Origin of the sequence: Brucella gallinifaecis, assembly GCF_006476605.1 — a bacterium.
Lineage (GTDB): Bacteria > Pseudomonadota > Alphaproteobacteria > Rhizobiales > Rhizobiaceae > Brucella > Brucella gallinifaecis.
In genome coordinates this window covers 57,278-73,210 of record NZ_ML636809.1, presented here as the reverse complement: position 1 = coordinate 73,210, position 15,933 = coordinate 57,278, and the positions used below count along the sequence as shown (strand labels likewise).

The following is a 15,933-nucleotide window of genomic DNA, read 5'->3' as shown; positions in this document are numbered from 1 at the left end:
TCGCATTTAGCTCCGATTCTCCGGGTTCTGCAAGGAGTTTTAAGTTAACGAAAGGTTAACACAAGTCGCTACCCCGTAAGTTTACGGCCGTAAACTCCATAACTGACGAATAGTCAAGAATGGTTGATCACTTGTATTCTCGACAGGAGATGCTCACCGACTTTCGCTTAAAGCGCATGTAATTTCCCTTTGGCTCTTGTCGCCCGGGCAGAAATCTAAAAAGTATCGCAGTGGCTTGGAAATATTGCGCACCAGTCGACAGAAAAACTCGTTCACGACTTTAAAGCCAATCTTAGTATTGTAATTATTGTCCTACTACTCGATACTAATTCCGGCGATTGTTTTCTGGGGGTTAATTGATGGGGATTGAAGATGGCCTCGGACATGCAAGTCCATCCTGGTTTACTGCTCCGGGTGATGCGGACATGCTGGCGTGGGTGGCTTTGACACTGATATGCCTCGCTCTCTATGGGATTGTGACCCTTTATGCAGTGTTCGATCGCTGGGCCGAACACAGGTCGAAGGGCACCCCCCTGGCTAAGACAATCCCGACATTGTTGACGATTGCCCTGCTCTACGAGATCTTTCCGCTTGAGCATTTCCACGTTCTTCTTCCGTTAACCGCGATCCTTCTTGCCTTGTTGGCGGACTGGTCGCGCTTCCATCTGCCCAGTGTTCAGGAAGTGGCGTCCGACACAACTGCTTCGCCGGCGGTAGTCTCGCCGGAACTGACTGACGACGTTATTGGCCCCGCCACGCCGGAGGCCCCCCAGAATGTTTGAGCTTCTCTTTACTTCTTTTCCGGTCATTATCCGGTACTACCAATTGAGACGTCGTGGCGAATCCATGACGGTATGGAACATGCGGACCGCGGTGTTCTTGTGGGCCGTGCTTGCCTTTTTCCTTTTTGTCGTGATCTTCTACTTTCATCCCAAGTCATACTCTGGCCTGGTACCTTTCCGTACCGCGTCAATCGTGGCGCAAACTAGTGGTCCTGTAACAGAAATCGCCGTACGAAACTGGCAGAGGGTTTCCGCCGGTGACTTACTCTTCCGGATTGAAAACAGCGCCCAGAAAGCGACGCTAAAGCAAGCCGAAGCTGAACTCGACCGAATTGCTGCCGCAGAAGCGAAAGCAGTTGACGCCTTGAAGGTTGCGCAGGCAAGCGTGGTCGAGTCGAGAGCATCGCTCGAAAAGTTGAGAGGTGATCTCAAGAACGCGCAGGCCTTGTTCGCCAAGAACGCAGGCACGAAGGATACTGTGCGCATAGCAGAGTCGGCTTTCCAGATTGGCGAGGCAGATCTGGCGGCGGCACAGGCCCAGCTGAGCCTGGCACAATTGGAAATCTCTCAATCGCTTCCCGCGCAACGCAAAGTAACCGAGACGGCAGTCGAAAGCGCCAGGGTCGCGCTAAGCATGACTGAGGTTCGCTCGTTCACCGGCGGTGTCGTAACCCAATTATCTTTGAGCGTAGGAAGTCCCGCGTCAACTCTCATATTGAGTCCAGCGATGGTGATCATTCCCGATCGTCCCGACGATTTGCCGCTCAGGATTACGGCGGGCTTTTCACAAGTGACACGCTCGACAATCTATGAGGGGATGCCCGCAGAAATCGCGTGTGACAGCAATATCGGCTTGTCCTTCAGCAACACAGTTCTGCCTGCAAGGGTCGTTCACATCCAGCCCGCAATCTCAACAGGTCAGATCGTGCCGGGAGGAAGACTGGTTGAACTTAATGCGCGAGCACCACGCGGATCGCTACTTGTTTACCTTGAGCTTGAGCATAAAGAACAAGAGAAGATTATGCTCGACGGCACTGGTTGCCTTGTTCAAATCTATACCAACAATCTTGGTGGATTTACAGGACACCTCATTGCGGCTACAGGCGTTATAAAGGCTGTTGGCCTGCGCCTGAAGGTGTGGGGCGCGCTGATTGCTGGAATTGGACTTGCAGGAAATGGTGGTCACTAGAAAGGCTTTTAGGATCGTTGCTCACTTGGGCAATCCTATGACCTGCACAATCGCTTTGTTTGAAGTCGTCTTGTCGGCGTTTAGGATCGGCTGCCGGAATCCTGCCAAACCGATAACAACTCAACTTCCGACATCTGCAAATCAATCTTGCTATGGTGCATTCGGGCTTCAGAGTAGCCTTGACGCCCGTCCGCTGCGCCGTTTGGCATTGTTATAGTAATCGGACGCCTGCTGCACAGAGCGATGGCGGGATTGTTCCATCGCTTCCGGCAGGGGAATGCCACGATTGGCCGCTTCGGTAAGATAGCCAGAGCGCAGCCCGTGCGCAGAAAACTTCTCCGGCTTAAACCCGGCCATTCGTGCGCGTTGCTTGACGATTTGATTGATGGCGCTCGGTTCCAGTGCACGTGCGGAAACATTGCCCCAGCGATCAATCTTTCGAAACACGCTGCCCTTGTCGATCCGTGCTGCTTTTAGCCAGCGGGTGAGGGCTTCAACAGGACGGCCAGTCAGATAGACGACTTCGTCTTGGTCGACGCCACTGGTTTTGGTGCGTCCAAGATGAATGGCGAGCGAGGGGAGGGGGGAGCCATCCTCGTCGGTGACAGGCGACTGTTTGACGAGCTGTTCTACGCGCAATCGAGCGATTTCGCTGCGGCGACGGCCGCCGGACGCAAAGGCCACCATCAGGATGGCTCGGTCACGTATGTCAGTCAGGTCCCCACCGGAACAGGTGGCTAAGAGTTTGGTCAGAATATCGCTGGTAATGGCATTGGCACTCTTGCGGGCTCTAGGCCGGTTGATCGCGCGCACTGCAAGGCGGATGGCTGATTTGACGGCTGGTGACGAAAACGCACCCTCCCGACCGCGCCAGCGGGTCAGTGTTGACCAGTTGGCCAGACGGCGTTGGACGGTTGCCGGTGCGTGCGGCCCGGATACGCGCAAGAATCCTTGTTGACGTAATTCTTCTGCGACGCCGGAAGGCATACCATGATTAGGTTCGATCTCGCGTTGTTGTGGACGCCAAAGATGATGGGCGACGAATTTGAGCAACAGGGCTTCGGGTGCGGGGAAGGGGAGGGGGCTGCCGGTTGCAGCGAGTGACCAGGCTTCAAGATAGGCCAGGTCTGAAGTCAGTGCGCGCAGGGTGTTTTCGCCCATGCCCTCATTGACCAGATGGCGGAGCGTTTCGACATCTTCATCGCTTAGAATACATGCCAGCATATCGCGCCGGTTCATCGGCAAGACGGCGGCAATTGTGTCGAGCGTTTCGGCGCGCTGTTCTTCAGAAGAAACTCTCGGTGACGACACGGGCAAAAAACTCCTTGGTGGGCCTGAAAACGGGCCTTCAGCGGCGCGGCCTTTGCCCAATTTTTACTGATTTGCGCCCTGAAATCAATAAGCTTCGATAAGCTATACTTATCAGAGGTTATAAACAAACATAGTTAATGTCGCGGTAACGATACTTAATAAATGATTTGGTTGAATTAAAGAACTAATAGTCATTAATTATAACTAGATAAGTATGTGGATGGCAAAGATGAGGCTAGGCGAAGGGGGGGTACGCGGGGCTAATTTAGTGGCAGTGCCGTTTTGCCGGGCAATTGCGCACTGATTTGTAATCTCCCATAATCCTCTCTGTCCTCAACAGCCTTATGGATTGCCTGATGAACAAGCCGCCTATGATCGGGATCGATATTGATGGTCTGGATGAAGCAATGCTGATCGCCTTGAACCGGCGCATCGTCGAACGCTTGCAGTTCCTTCAGCAGCAGAAAACGGTCGCTGCACTTGAGGAGATCAAGATTGGCAGCGGCGTGATGTTTGAAGGGCCAGATGGCGCGATCGTTCGGGGCTTTGTCATTCGCCGTAATCGCAAGACAGTGACGGTGCATACGGATGACGATAAGCAGTGGAATGTTTCGCCGTCATTGCTGAGCCTGACTGGCGGTCATATTATGGATGAAGCACCAACAAGAGCAGGTCAGGTTGTTTCATTTCCAAAACCTGGTCCTCGCCGATGACGTGCAATCAGGCTTTCGCGATAATCAGGCCTGCAAGCTCAGGGATTGCTGTTGGTTGACTGGGAACGCCCAGCCGGTCGCCAAGATAATGATAAAAGGAAAGCCCAAGCTTTTTGCAGGTTTTCATGAGGCCGAGCATGGTATCGCGGGCGACACGTCCATCCCGGCTCATGGTGCCGCCTGAGATCTTGCGTTTGGTGACGCAGCTGCGCAGATCATTCTCGGACGCATTGGTGTGCAACGGGATTTCCGGGCGTTCGAGAATTTTCAGCAATTCCTGTTTACGACGCAGTAAGCGTGCCAAAAGCTTATCCAGCTCAGCATATCCGGTGCGGATGGAAAAGATCCGATCGAACCTGACTTCAAGGGCCTGGGCTGCACGAGCGCTGGGACTTCGGGAAAAGTCTTTCAAAAGCTTGTAAAAGAGCCAGATGAGTTTACGCTGAGTTTCGACATGTGCCACTTGTTGCGGCGTTGCTGGCATCAGCTTGTGCACCAAGCGTTCAGCATGGACCCAGCACAGGGCATGGTCTCCGACACGGAACTGACCAGCATCATCAGAGACAATAACGGCATTGCCCAACAAACCATGATGGCGAATAGAACCCCAGATACCGGATTCCGCGATTATCCGAACTAAATCCTTATCGAAGATGTCGATACCCTTATGGGCCAAGTGCTCAAGAAACGGCACCTGATTGGGAAAGTGCTGTGGTTTGCGGGTTCGCAGCCTGGGGATAACCGTCGGATCGACGCCATGCCGCGACTTCAGATAATCGCAAGCGGCATCATTGAGCACATAATCCTGATAATTGCCGCGCAAGAGCGACAGGAAGTTCAGCCGTGACTTGGTCTTCGTGGTGCGGAACACAGTAAAATGCTCGCCGCCAATATGGGTGGTGTAGAAATTATCACGCGCATGACGGGCACCGGTGTCGTCGACCGTAACATAGGCGGCTGACACCAGGCCAGCATGCAGGACCGCAGCATCCTCGGCCACAAAACCATCGAGCCCTTTGGAGAGCAAACGGACGACCTGTCTCTTCGAGATTTCGACGCCGATATCGTTCAACAGGGTCGACAGTCGTTCCATCGTCACCTGGCCCTGTGCATGCAGCATTAAACACAACCGCCGCAGATTGGGTCCGTAACCGCCGACGATTCCGGCAGGCAGCGGTGCAAGAATTGTTTTACCCTCCGGTGTTACCCAGCATTCGCGCCGGTAATGAATAACCTCAGCGCGCAAAACCACATCCCGCACGTAACAGCTTTTGTAGCCCTTGAAACGTGAGCCGTCTGGAACATTGGCATGAAGAACCACGTCACGATCAACGCGCTCGACATCCAGTTTTGGTCCACGCGGCTTCTTCTTGCCTGCCTGCTTGTCCTCACCCTTCCCGTCCGTTGCCTTGTCCATGCCCGACGGTTTGAACGGTGGCCGTGGCGGCAGATTTTTCAGACGAGCAATCTCATCGCGAAGCAGTTGGTTCTCGACTTTAAGCGAGGTGTTTTCCAGACGGAACTCGGCATTCTCCTTACGGAGTGCAGCATTCTCAGCTTCCAGCCTCTCAAGGCGAGCCTCTGCACGTTCTGCTTTCTCAACCAAACCCGTGACCAGACTGCGCAACGCGTTGAGTGAAAGCGTGTCAGCATGCTTGGGCGAGGGAAGCGTTCTCTTCGGCATACACACAGAGAATCATGAGTTGCCAAAATCAGGAATCCCGAACACCCAAAATACCTATCCGAAACACGCGATATGCACAGGGCTTAATATTTCTGATTTGTTATCAGAAACACAAATTCGCCTCTCAATTTGCTCCGCTTACGAAGGGGGGTAAGCGGGGCTAATTTAGTGGCAGTGCCGTTTTGCCGGGCAATTGCGCACTGATTTGTAATCTCCCATAATCCTCTCTGTCCTCAACAGCCTTATGGATTGCCTGATGAACAAGCCGCCTATGATCGGGATCGATATTGATGGTCTGGATGAAGCAATGCTGATCGCCTTGAACCGGCGCATCGTCGAACGCTTGCAGTTCCTTCAGCAGCAGAAAATGGTCGCTGCACTTCAGGAGATCAAGATTGGCAGCGGCGTGATGTTTGAAGGGCCAGATGGCGCGATCGTTCGGGGCTTTGTCATTCGCCGTAATCGCAAGACAGTGACGGTGCATACGGATGACGATAAGCAGTGGAATGTTTCGCCGTCATTGCTGAGCCTGACTGGCGGTCATATTATGGATGAAGCACCAACAAGAGCAGGTCAGGTTGTTTCATTTCCAAAACCTGGTCCTCGCCGATGACGTGCAATCAGGCTTTCGCGATAATCAGGCCTGCAAGCTCAGGGATTGCTGTTGGTTGACTGGGAACGCCCAGCCGGTCGCCAAGATAATGATAAAAGGAAAGCCCAAGCTTTTTGCAGGTTTTCATGAGGCCGAGCATGGTATCGCGGGCGACACGTCCATCCCGGCTCATGGTGCCGCCTGAGATCTTGCGTTTGGTGACGCAGCTGCGCAGATCATTCTCGGACGCATTGGTGTGCAAGGGGATTTCCGGGCGTTCGAGAATTTTCAGCAATTCCTGTTTACGACGCAGTAAGCGTGCCAAAAGCTTATCCAGCTCAGCATATCCGGTGCGGATGGAAAAGATCCGATCGAACCTGACTTCAAGGGCCTGGGCTGCACGAGCGCTGGGACTTCGGGAAAAGTCTTTCAAAAGCTTGTAAAAGAGCCAGATGAGTTTACGCTGAGTTTCGACATGTGCCACTTGTTGCGGCGTTGCTGGCATCAGCTTGTGCACCAAGCGTTCAGCATGGACCCAGCACAGGGCATGGTCTCCGACACGGAACTGACCAGCATCATCAGAGACAATAACGGCATTGCCCAACAAACCATGATGGCGAATAGAACCCCAGATACCGGATTCCGCGATTATCCGAACTAAATCCTTATCGAAGATGTCGATACCCTTATGGGCCAAGTGCTCAAGAAACGGCACCTGATTGGGAAAGTGCTGTGGTTTGCGGGTTCGCAGCCTGGGGATAACCGTCGGATCGACGCCATGCCGCGACTTCAGATAATCGCAAGCGGCATCATTGAGCACATAATCCTGATAATTGCCGCGCAAGAGCGACAGGAAGTTCAGCCGTGACTTGGTCTTCGTGGTGCGGAACACAGTAAAATGCTCGCCGCCAATATGGGTGGTGTAGAAATTATCACGCGCATGACGGGCACCGGTGTCGTCGACCGTCACATAGGCTGCTGACACCAGGCCAGCATGCAGGACGGCAGCATCCTCGGTCACAAAACCATCGAGCCCTTTGGAGAGCAAACGGACGACCTGTCTCTTCGAGATTTCGACGCCGATATCGTTCAACAGGGTCGACAGTCGTTCCATCGTCACCTGGCCCTGTGCATGCAGCATTAAACACAACCGCCGCAGATTGGGTCCGTAACCGCCGACGATTCCGGCAGGCAGCGGCGCAAGAACTGTTTTACCCTCCGGTGTTACCCAGCATTCGCGCCGGTAATGAATAACCTCAGCGCGCAAAACCACATCCCGCACGTAACAGCTTTTGTAGCCCTTGAAACGTGAGCCGTCTGGAACATTGGCATGAAGAACCACGTCACGATCAACGCGCTCGACATCCAGTTTTGGTCCACGCGGCTTCTTCTTGCCTGCCTGCTTGTCCTCACCCTTCCCGTCTGTTGCCTTGTCCATGCCCGACGGTTTGAACGGTGGCCGTGGCGGCAGATTTTTCAGTCGCGCAATCTCATCGCGAAGGAGTTGGTTTTCAACCTTAAGCTGGGTGTTTTCCAGACGCAGCTCGGCATTCTCCTTACGGAGTGCTGCATTCTCAGCTTCCAGTTTCTCAAGCCGAGCCTCTGCACGTTCTGCCTTTTCAACCAGGCCTGTGACCAGACTGCGCAACGCGCTCAGTGAAAGCGTGTCAGCATGCTCAGGCGAGGGAAGCGTTCTCTTCGGCATACAGACACAGAATCATGATTTGCCAAAATCAGGAATCCTCGGGCTCAAAATGATCGACAAACTTCGGCGTTATGCACAAGTCTTGAGTAAAAAGCATTTCTGACTTTGACTCAAAAATAAAAGAACCGCCGACAAATCTGCCCCGATTACGCGAAGGGCACCCGAGATTCACAAATCGTGGTGCAAACACTTGCAGAAATACGATGTTACAAAAGGATTCATATATTGCACTACGAATGCAACCCCATTCTCATCGCGGGTGCGCGTACAGTGCTGACGATTGCTCAAGCTGGTGGACGTATCGATTTTTCGAGCTTCTTTATCGCCTCACGCAGAGAACGTTGCTCGTCAAAATAGTCCTCCCAGACCATTTTCTTTCCGAGCAGCGCGGGAACGGTCCGGATTGTAAATCGCTTGGGGTCGAGGCCCCTTCTGACCTGGGTCCAGTTGAGCGGCATCGACACCGTTGCCCCCTCGCGCATTCGGGGTGAGAGCGGTGCAACGGCTGTCGACATGCGGTCATTGCGTAGGTAGTCCAGGAAAATACGGCCTTTGCGCTGGCTTTTGGCCATTTTGATCAGGTAGCGGTCGGGCAAGTCGCCGGCCATTTGCTGGCAAACATCGTGTGCGAAACCCTTGGCTTCTGCCCAGCTGAGTTTTTTGCGTTTGCCGCGGCCAAGCGGCGTGACCACATGCAGTCCCTTGCCGCCCGTGGTTTTGCAGAAGCTGACCAGACCAAGCTGATCAAGGCGATCGCGCATTTCCAGCGCCGCTTCGATAACGCTCGAAAAAGCCACGTCAGGGCCAGGATCGAGATCAAACACCAGCCGACCAGGGATTTCGGGTTCATAGGATAAACAATTCCACGGATGCAGTTCGACGCCACCCATTTGAGCGACTGCTGCGAGCCCTTCCACCCGATCGATCTGGAGATAGGGCTTCCTGTCACCAAACACCTCTACAAGTTCGATCAGGTTCGAGGTACCTGGGAGCGCGTGACGCTGGAAGAACTGCTCGCCCTGCAAACCATCGGGCGCGCGAACCACCGAGCAGGGCCGGCCTTTGACATGGTTGATCAACCACGGTCCCACCGCCTCGTAATAGCGGGCGAGATCGAGTTTTGTGACCGGCTTTCCATCCCCGGCATCCGGCCAGAGTGTCTTATCAGTGCTCGAAATCAATACGCCCATGATATTGGGTTTGCCGCCTGCTTGAGAGGCGAGAATAAGTCCAGGCTTTGCGGTGTCGTTTTCAGGGACATCGACGTCGCTCGGCGCTGCCGGCTTTTCGGCAACCACCTCTTTCGCTGGCTTGTCCTCGCGCAACCCTTTGAACGCCGCTTGGCGAACGAGGCCGTCTGCCGTCCACCCGGCGAATTGTATCTCTGCGACCAATTGCGGTTTCATCCATTTGATATCGGTGCCTCCCTTGGGCGCACCGATACCGGTAAAAGGCGATTTCTTGGCCTCAAGCGCACGAAGTTTCGGTAGAATGCCCGCAACGGTTTTTGCGCCATAGCCGGTGCCGACACGACCAACATATACGAAATGTCTGCCGCGATTGACGCCGACGAGCAAAGAACGGAATTTGCCCTTGGTCGCGGCATAGCCGCCAATCACCACTTCATGGCCTGAACGGCATTTGGACTTGACCCAGCTGTCGGAACGACTTGAAACATAGCGGGCGTCCGCCTGTTTGGAAACGATGCCTTCCAGCGAAAGACGACAGGCGGAACGCAGAACCGCTTCCCCGCCTGTTTCAAAATGTGTCACATAGCGGATCAGCGGATCCTCACTGACGCTTTCTACCATCTGATCGAGTCGTTGCTTGCGGTGGGTGAGCGGAAGTTGCCGCAGGTCCTCGCTGCCGTCAAAAAGCAGATCAAACGCGAAATAAACCAGGGCATCGGTTTTGCCCTCGGACAAAGCTGCCTGCAACGCTGCAAAATCAGGTGCTCCACTTTCGTCCAGGGCGCAGATTTCCCCATCGATGATGCCGTCGGGGAGTGCTGCCGCGCTTTTTACAATGGCTGGAAATCTTTCTGTCCAGTCGAGACCCTTTCGGGTTCTCAAGGTGACTATGCCAGAATTGACGTGCATCTGGATGCGGTAGCCGTCGAATTTGATTTCGTGAATCCAGTTTTTCGAAGCCGGCGGCCTCTCGCGGGTTTCGCATAATTGGGGTGGGATGAAGTCCGGCATGGTGGCGGGCTTTGACTTGGCGGTCTCCGACATCCTTTTGTTCTTTTCGCGCTTTTTAGCAGCAAGGCCATGACCGCTTTCCCAAACGGCGTCTGCCGCGATAGCGTCAGTTTCAACCATGAAGGGGCGCGGCTTTCTGCCTTTGCCGGTTGCTATCATCTGCATGGAACGAGCGGATGCGACAGAGGTGTCATTGTCGTCCAAAACGGCAGCACCGTCGCCGGACACGGAAAACGCGTCTTGATGCTTGATCAGCAACCAGTTGGTGCGCTTGGAGCCGTTGTGATCCGCTTTCATGCGCACCAGCACAAAGCTGCCATGCAGTCGCTTACCTTCCAGCGTGAATTTCAGATCGCCTTTGGCAAGCGCCTCGCCGGCGGTCAGTTCTCCTTCTAGTGTCCAGTAACCACGGTCCCAGAGCATCACAGTGCCGCCGCCATATTGACCTTTGGGGATCGTTCCCTCGAAATCCCCGTAATCAAGCGGATGGTCTTCGACCTCGACCGCCAGGCGCTTGTCGCCGGGATCAAGAGAGGGTCCTCTGGTTACGGCCCAGGATTTGAAAACACCGTCAAGTTCGAGACGCAGATCGTAATGCAGTCGCGTCGCAGCATGTTTCTGAATAACGAAGCGCAGCTTCTTCGAGGCCTTTGGCCGGTTCGCGCCTTTTGGCTCCTGCGTCTTTTCAAAGTCGCGCTTTTTTTTGTAGGTTGCGAGTTTATCGCGGGCCATGACTGTCCTCATCAAGCTGTCAGTGCCACATCGAGACGTCCACTATAAAGCGGTGATGCCAGACTGCTCAATTCTGACCCGCAGCGTCTTGCTGCCGCGAGACGAGAGAAGGAAGAACTTGACCGTCGCTGGCCCCGCGGTCTCCTCGGCACCTGATCACTGAGACAACAACCGCGAAAGATGGTTTTTGTTCCTGCCGTGCTCTGCGCACTCAAAAAACCCTGCAAAAGCGTGGAGCTTTGCACGGGGGACATCCGCAACAAACAGCGAATGCGCCTTAATGTCTGAAGCGCTTTTTTTTTGCCTTCAATGCGATATTCAAAACCGTAATCCACGCCAGGACGCAGTCTGCTGTCGCCAAAGGGCTGGCGCAGAGGACCGGCAAGCACCGATCTGAATGCGCGCACAGCACTTGACGGGCGATACTGAAACAATCGCATGGCAGCGAAAGACAGAACTGTGACGAGCAGCACTGCGAATGTCCACCACCTTTTATGGAAGAGGAACAGCGGCAGGACAAAAATGCAATGCGCGTCGAGCAGGAAAAACGAGGGAGTGCGCATGGTTTCCCGCCACATGATGGTCCGGCCGAAAAGATCCTCGTCCCTATTCATGGCATTGCTTCGTTCCGTGATGCTAGGCCAGACGAGGGTTGCAGCACGCTCTCAAGAAACAACACGCCGATCAGACTTCCGGCTTCCAGTTTGACAAGGGGACCCTTGGGCACAACCCCTTCGATATCCTGCGCCATGCGTTGACCGGCCTTGCCCGCCATCTGACAATAGCAAACACCGGAACTGGCGCCATTGGTGCCAATCAACGTCGTCTCGACCGGCCGATCAAGGGGCACGGAGATTGATGTAATTATGACTTTTCCAGCTAATTAAATGGAAGAAAGCACTTCTTAATCCATCTCCAGAGTAGAAACATAGTGGGAGTGACCAGAAACATCCCCAATCTAAGCCAGATTGTTTTCCCGGTTTCATCCAACAGGATTTTTAAAGGACCTAAGCCACATGAAACTCCAGCCATGCAGACCTGGCGTGAAATAGCATGCTTGAAATCCGCATGATATCAGTATCATAGATACAGCTGTGTTCGCGCATAGGTTAAAGTTACACTGCCCCCGTCACGATGTCGTTTCCATCCATCGCACCATTGTTGCTATAAGCAACTGATTGCAAAATAACGCATCCGGATTTCAGATGGTTCCTCGCTTCTTCAGACGCTACTTTGCCAGTTTCGCCGCTTGTCTATGCGGTTTGCTGCTGTTGCCGTAGATTCTGGGCGTACCGGGCAATCCAACGCTTGGGCAGGATTTTGCATGGACCTCGGGTCTTCTGGCAATGGTTGCTTATCTGGTGATGTTTCAATGTGTTAAAATGATCCAGAGCCGAGACAGATTTGGCAAGCCAAAGCTTTCCACGCGGCTTGATAGCGGCCTTCATGCAGCTTCCATAGTGCTGTCTGCAGTGCTCGGGGTCGCAGTCATCCTTCTCGTTTGGTTAAATGTTGAGGTGAGCGGAGGAAGGCAAAGCGAAAAACATCATGAGGCTCTGTTCTCTGCCAATGATTTTTTTGTCGCAACCATTGTCCGCAGAAGGCTTCAACCCACGCGTTGTCGATAAGGAGAACGATCAATCCATCGACGCTGGAGGTCTTGGGCTATACCCAAAATGATTATCGTTGCCAGAAGCGGCGCGGAACATTCTAACCGCTGGGATGTTAGATGGGGAGCAAGCGCAGTCAAGGCTAGCCCAGCCTAAGGAGTGAACCATGAAACCTGCCACCATTGCTGCGGTCCTCTTCACCATGGCACTGTGTCATCTGCCGAGTGCCGTATCGGCTGAAGAATCCGGCCTTCCCAATCAATCAAGTGGACAAGAACCCGAGGTCCCTGGCAACAATTCCACTACGGGCGCTAAACCTGTTCCACCCAACAGCAAATCGGCGCCGAAATCTCCGCAGGAGCAACAGGAAGATGCGCAACGCAAGGCAGAAAAGCTAAGGATATGCGCGCCGGGACAGGATGCCAAAGCATGTCGTGAATATAATGTGAAACACAGCAAGAAATGAACCCGCTTTACAGCAGGACATAGATTAGCATTTCGATAAATCACACGCCATGCGTCCTACAACGAAAGGCGGGCGACGGCCTATGGCAATTTAAGCGTGGCGAACTTCAACGAATGCGTAGGAGCGCGAGACACACTGATCGATAATTGATCCCTAGGGCATAATTTGAACTGGATGCCTTCAGACTGTTCCCGATCAGGATTGCTTTTTCTTATGCGAAGGCTTGCCCTTGTGTTTGGTTGAAGCGAGTTCCTCGAGCTCTTTTTTACTCATCGTGTTTTCCATTTGTTTCGAGGCTCCCCGAAGCTCTGCTTTGGGTTTGTCTCCGCGTTTTGCGGCAAGGTCCGCACCCGCTGCTTGTTGTTGCGCTTTTGACTTGGCAGGCATGTTTGAGACTCCCATTATGTTTTCATCATTTGCCAATAAAGATCGCGTTTAAAATCTCATGCAGGCTGTGCCGCGTGTTGCGCAGGCTTGTTGGACGCGATGCGGTTGCACGACCTGCAACCGCACTTTCGCAGAGCCAGGGGTCATCGCTTTTCGGAAACGCCTTCGTGTAGGCTGCGGTTGAGGAACATCTGCGTCGTCTCATCGAGATGATCTTCAAGCCATTTCGCCATTTGCTGTTCTTCTCGAAGGCTTTCCTCACAAAGCCGCGCGATGTCGGATTCACCGAGAAAGGTGGCTGCCGAAATCAGAATACGGTAGGAGGCGATCTCCATGTTCTCGAACGAATAGCTGGCAAGAGAACCTTTCAATATTTCGTCGCCTGCAAATACCCCGCTCAGCGATTGTGCCATCGCCATCATCTTACCACCCGCATCCTTAAGCGCCGAGGAATCCTCGCCGAGAATCTTAAGGCATTGATCAAGACGCGAAGCTTGTCTTTTGGTCTCCTCGACATGCTGTTGAATGCGTTCGGCCAGCACCGGATAGTTCTCAATCCGGGACAAGAGGCCATTCATCATTGTCTCCGCCTGTTCCTCCATGGCATGGGCGTCACGCAGCCACTGCACGAGCCATTCTTTTGCTTCTGTCATGTCTAAATCTCCTCTTGTGGAACATGCCCCCAACCACTGCGAAACAGCTTTGTTCCCCGACATGAACCCGCGATGCGCATGACATCGGCAATGAGCGACCTTGGTCGCGTGGCTTACGATCTGGATCGTGCGCGGGCTGCGGAAGCGCGAAGATAAACCCTTGGCTTTTGGGAGAGTTTTCATTGCGCATATTCACAATTGCCGCGCTTCCGCTTTGGCGTTCAAAAACTTTCCTGCAGCGAATTGGCGCGCAAGCCCGTTTGACTACCGCTCCAATTGACAGGCAAATTTCTCGACCGATGAGAAAATGTGCGCCATTGCGGTTCGGCAGAGGGGGCGATAGGGTCAGCAGCCAGGGAACAAGGAAGCGTCGGAACAGTTGATGTTTTGCCGGGAACGTGCAATCCCGTCGCGCCAACTTAAGACGGAACGCCGCCGGCTTTAGGGAGATGTTCCCAATTGAAAAATAATGATCTTCAATCTTTCTTTGCCCGCGATGCGAGTGTAGTGGCACCGCAGCTCATCGGCTGGGGGCTAACGCTTGAGGGAGTTGGGGGCATGATTGTGGAGACCGAAGCCTATAACCGGATGGATCCCGCCTCCCACAGCTTCAAAGGCCCATCCCGAAGAAATCGTTCGATGTTCGGACCTCCTGGCCATGCTTATGTCTACCGAATATACGGTCTGCATTGGTGTTTGAACTTTGTCTGCCTGGATGGTTCTGCTGTCTTGTTGCGAGCGCTAGCACCCGCCAAGGGTCTTGCTTTCATGCAACAAAGAAGAGGGACCAGCAATGAGTTGGCTTTGGGCTCAGGACCTGCGAAACTTGCCCAGGCGATGGGGGTTACCGCTGAGCTTGACGGCGCGCCACTTTTTGATCAGCCGTTCGAACTGATCGCTTCACAGGCGGATCCACGCATTGAAACAGGCCCTCGCATCGGGATCAGCCGCGCGCAGGACGTTGCCTGGCGGTTTTGGCTTTCAGGAAGTCCTTATGTCAGCCGCCCGCCTGCCCGCAGACTGACGTGATGGTTACGGCCATCCCAACATCGCGTTCCGGCTAAGAAAGCGGCTATCGGAGTTTCGCCCCTGTATCACGTGAAGCCCGGGTAGGGCTCGTCTCGCAAACATGCAGCCAGGTGAACACAATTGGCTGCCAGCAGCCTAGTGGCGGTCACAACGGCTTCGGGGATCTCGTCGAGATCGATAAAGTTGGTGGACTGCATGGCCTCGCCCACCCAGTAGGTGACGGCGTTGGCAGGCAATGTGAAGCCAACATCATTGAGCGCCTGAAAAAGCTCGGCCGAAACATGATGCGCTCCGTCCTCGTTTCCTACCACAACGACAGCCGCGACGCGTCCGTAGGAGGGCATGCGGTTTCTGTCATCGGCTTCCGATAAAAACGCGTCCATACGTTCCAAAGCGCGTTTGCAGACGCTGGATGGTTGGCCGAGCCAGATCGGCGTGCCGATCAGAATAATATCGGCTTCGACGATTTTCTGTCGCAGCTCGGGCCATTGATCATCCCCACCTTCATCCGAGCTGACGCCAGACGCAATGGTAAAATCTGTCAGAAGCACATGCTCGGTTTCCACACCAAACGGATGAAGCTCAGTTTCGACATAGGATAACAGCTTTTTTGTCGAGGACTGCTTGTCAGACGTTTTCAATGTCGCGTTGAGAGCGAGAGCTTTCAACGGCTTCTGTGATCGGCTGCTCATGATTATTCCTTTATTGTCTACACCAGCACCGGGCGCACCGGACTGTTTCTTGGTGTCGGGGGGCGGCCATACCGCCGCTATTGACCGGTTATGGATCGGCATTGTCGCGGTTGACCTAACCACAGCAACTGCAAAATGTTTCGCGCTCCCTCCACTGCATTGGTCGCAATTTGGGATGAGATGTCCG

The 15,933-nt window shown here is 53.8% G+C and carries 15 protein-coding genes; 6 read left to right on the top strand and 9 right to left on the bottom strand.

Annotated elements, in window-relative coordinates; genetic code table 11:
* Positions 1-359: 359 nt before the first annotated feature.
* Positions 360-782 carry a hypothetical protein gene (locus tag FHY56_RS13875; RefSeq protein ID WP_210201641.1) on the top strand — a complete coding sequence of 141 codons (423 nt, stop codon included), beginning with the start codon at positions 360-362 and terminating at the stop codon, positions 780-782.
* On the top strand, positions 775-1,971 hold the full coding sequence (locus FHY56_RS13870) for an HlyD family secretion protein (protein ID WP_140905759.1): 1,197 nt from the start codon (positions 775-777) through the stop codon (positions 1,969-1,971). Before FHY56_RS13875 ends, FHY56_RS13870 begins: the two co-directional genes overlap by 8 nt.
* Before the next feature lie 168 nt (positions 1,972-2,139).
* Here FHY56_RS13870 and FHY56_RS13865 read toward each other — a convergent pair whose 3' ends face one another.
* Positions 2,140-3,282 carry a site-specific integrase gene (locus FHY56_RS13865; RefSeq protein ID WP_140905758.1) on the bottom strand — a complete coding sequence of 381 codons (1,143 nt, stop codon included), beginning with the start codon at positions 3,280-3,282 and terminating at the stop codon, positions 2,140-2,142.
* A 356-nt stretch (positions 3,283-3,638) separates the two neighbouring features.
* On the opposite strand from FHY56_RS13865, the gene FHY56_RS13860 reads away from it, so the two are divergent.
* A complete protein-coding gene (locus FHY56_RS13860; RefSeq protein WP_140905757.1) occupies positions 3,639-3,995 on the top strand; it encodes a hypothetical protein in 357 nt (118 codons plus the stop codon).
* A gap of 7 nt (positions 3,996-4,002) precedes the next feature.
* Here FHY56_RS13860 and FHY56_RS13855 read toward each other — a convergent pair whose 3' ends face one another.
* The gene (locus FHY56_RS13855; RefSeq protein ID WP_140905756.1) at positions 4,003-5,679 is read right to left on the bottom strand and encodes an IS66 family transposase; all 1,677 of its coding nucleotides are present in this window, start codon (positions 5,677-5,679) and stop codon (positions 4,003-4,005) included.
* A 256-nt stretch (positions 5,680-5,935) separates the two neighbouring features.
* On the opposite strand from FHY56_RS13855, the gene FHY56_RS13850 reads away from it, so the two are divergent.
* A complete protein-coding gene (locus tag FHY56_RS13850; RefSeq protein ID WP_140905755.1) occupies positions 5,936-6,292 on the top strand; it encodes a hypothetical protein in 357 nt (118 codons plus the stop codon).
* Positions 6,293-6,299: 7 nt separating this feature from the next.
* Here FHY56_RS13850 and FHY56_RS13845 read toward each other — a convergent pair whose 3' ends face one another.
* The 4 genes from FHY56_RS13845 to FHY56_RS13830 all read right to left on the bottom strand — a co-directional run bounded on the left by FHY56_RS13845 (position 6,300) and on the right by FHY56_RS13830 (position 11,759).
* Positions 6,300-7,976: an IS66 family transposase gene (locus FHY56_RS13845; RefSeq protein ID WP_140905754.1), complete on the bottom strand. Its 1,677-nt coding sequence runs from the start codon at positions 7,974-7,976 to the stop codon at positions 6,300-6,302.
* A gap of 284 nt (positions 7,977-8,260) precedes the next feature.
* Entirely contained in the window at positions 8,261-10,909 is a 2,649-nt protein-coding gene (gene ligD / locus FHY56_RS13840; protein ID WP_140905753.1) for a DNA ligase D, read from the bottom strand.
* 11 nt (positions 10,910-10,920) lie between these two features.
* Entirely contained in the window at positions 10,921-11,523 is a 603-nt protein-coding gene (gene icmT, locus FHY56_RS13835) for an IcmT/TraK family protein (RefSeq protein WP_140905752.1), read from the bottom strand.
* Complete coding sequence (locus tag FHY56_RS13830; protein ID WP_140905751.1) at positions 11,520-11,759, bottom strand: TraB/TrbI/VirB10 family type IV secretion system protein; 240 nt, start codon at positions 11,757-11,759, stop codon at positions 11,520-11,522. The genes icmT and FHY56_RS13830 overlap by 4 nt, the downstream gene beginning before the upstream one ends.
* Before the next feature lie 926 nt (positions 11,760-12,685).
* Between FHY56_RS13830 and FHY56_RS13825 the strand changes: the two genes are divergently transcribed.
* Positions 12,686-12,985, top strand: coding sequence for a hypothetical protein (locus tag FHY56_RS13825; RefSeq protein WP_140905750.1), 300 nt, complete (start codon positions 12,686-12,688; stop codon positions 12,983-12,985).
* A 195-nt stretch (positions 12,986-13,180) separates the two neighbouring features.
* On the opposite strand, the gene FHY56_RS13820 is transcribed toward FHY56_RS13825, so the two are convergent.
* Together FHY56_RS13820 and FHY56_RS13815 are read right to left on the bottom strand one after the other, a co-directional pair.
* A complete protein-coding gene (locus FHY56_RS13820; RefSeq protein ID WP_128095159.1) occupies positions 13,181-13,372 on the bottom strand; it encodes a DUF3008 family protein in 192 nt (63 codons plus the stop codon).
* 143 nt (positions 13,373-13,515) lie between these two features.
* On the bottom strand, positions 13,516-14,025 hold the full coding sequence (locus FHY56_RS13815; RefSeq protein ID WP_094574751.1) for a ferritin-like domain-containing protein: 510 nt from the start codon (positions 14,023-14,025) through the stop codon (positions 13,516-13,518).
* 459 nt (positions 14,026-14,484) lie between these two features.
* Between FHY56_RS13815 and FHY56_RS13810 the strand changes: the two genes are divergently transcribed.
* The gene (locus FHY56_RS13810; protein ID WP_094574753.1) at positions 14,485-15,054 is read left to right on the top strand and encodes a DNA-3-methyladenine glycosylase; all 570 of its coding nucleotides are present in this window, start codon (positions 14,485-14,487) and stop codon (positions 15,052-15,054) included.
* A gap of 65 nt (positions 15,055-15,119) precedes the next feature.
* Here FHY56_RS13810 and FHY56_RS13805 read toward each other — a convergent pair whose 3' ends face one another.
* Positions 15,120-15,746, bottom strand: a complete 627-nt coding sequence (locus FHY56_RS13805) for a flavodoxin family protein (RefSeq protein WP_094574755.1) — start codon at positions 15,744-15,746, stop codon at positions 15,120-15,122.
* Between the last annotated feature and the right edge of the window lie 187 nt (positions 15,747-15,933).

Excerpts from the sequence above, each read along its gene's own strand:
- FHY56_RS13860 (WP_140905757.1), top strand. The coding sequence starts at position 3,639 with ATGAACAAGCCGCCTATGATCGGGATCGATATTGATGGTCTGGATGAA.
- FHY56_RS13805 (WP_094574755.1), bottom strand. The coding sequence starts at position 15,746 with ATGAGCAGCCGATCACAGAAGCCGTTGAAAGCTCTCGCTCTCAACGCG.
- FHY56_RS13845 (WP_140905754.1), bottom strand. The coding sequence starts at position 7,976 with ATGCCGAAGAGAACGCTTCCCTCGCCTGAGCATGCTGACACGCTTTCA.
- FHY56_RS13875 (WP_210201641.1), top strand. The coding sequence starts at position 360 with ATGGGGATTGAAGATGGCCTCGGACATGCAAGTCCATCCTGGTTTACT.
- FHY56_RS13855 (WP_140905756.1), bottom strand. The coding sequence starts at position 5,679 with ATGCCGAAGAGAACGCTTCCCTCGCCCAAGCATGCTGACACGCTTTCA.
- FHY56_RS13850 (WP_140905755.1), top strand. The coding sequence starts at position 5,936 with ATGAACAAGCCGCCTATGATCGGGATCGATATTGATGGTCTGGATGAA.
- FHY56_RS13820 (WP_128095159.1), bottom strand. The coding sequence starts at position 13,372 with ATGCCTGCCAAGTCAAAAGCGCAACAACAAGCAGCGGGTGCGGACCTT.
- ligD (WP_140905753.1), bottom strand. The coding sequence starts at position 10,909 with ATGGCCCGCGATAAACTCGCAACCTACAAAAAAAAGCGCGACTTTGAA.
- FHY56_RS13870 (WP_140905759.1), top strand. The coding sequence starts at position 775 with ATGTTTGAGCTTCTCTTTACTTCTTTTCCGGTCATTATCCGGTACTAC.
- FHY56_RS13815 (WP_094574751.1), bottom strand. The coding sequence starts at position 14,025 with ATGACAGAAGCAAAAGAATGGCTCGTGCAGTGGCTGCGTGACGCCCAT.
- icmT (WP_140905752.1), bottom strand. The coding sequence starts at position 11,523 with ATGAATAGGGACGAGGATCTTTTCGGCCGGACCATCATGTGGCGGGAA.
- FHY56_RS13825 (WP_140905750.1), top strand. The coding sequence starts at position 12,686 with ATGAAACCTGCCACCATTGCTGCGGTCCTCTTCACCATGGCACTGTGT.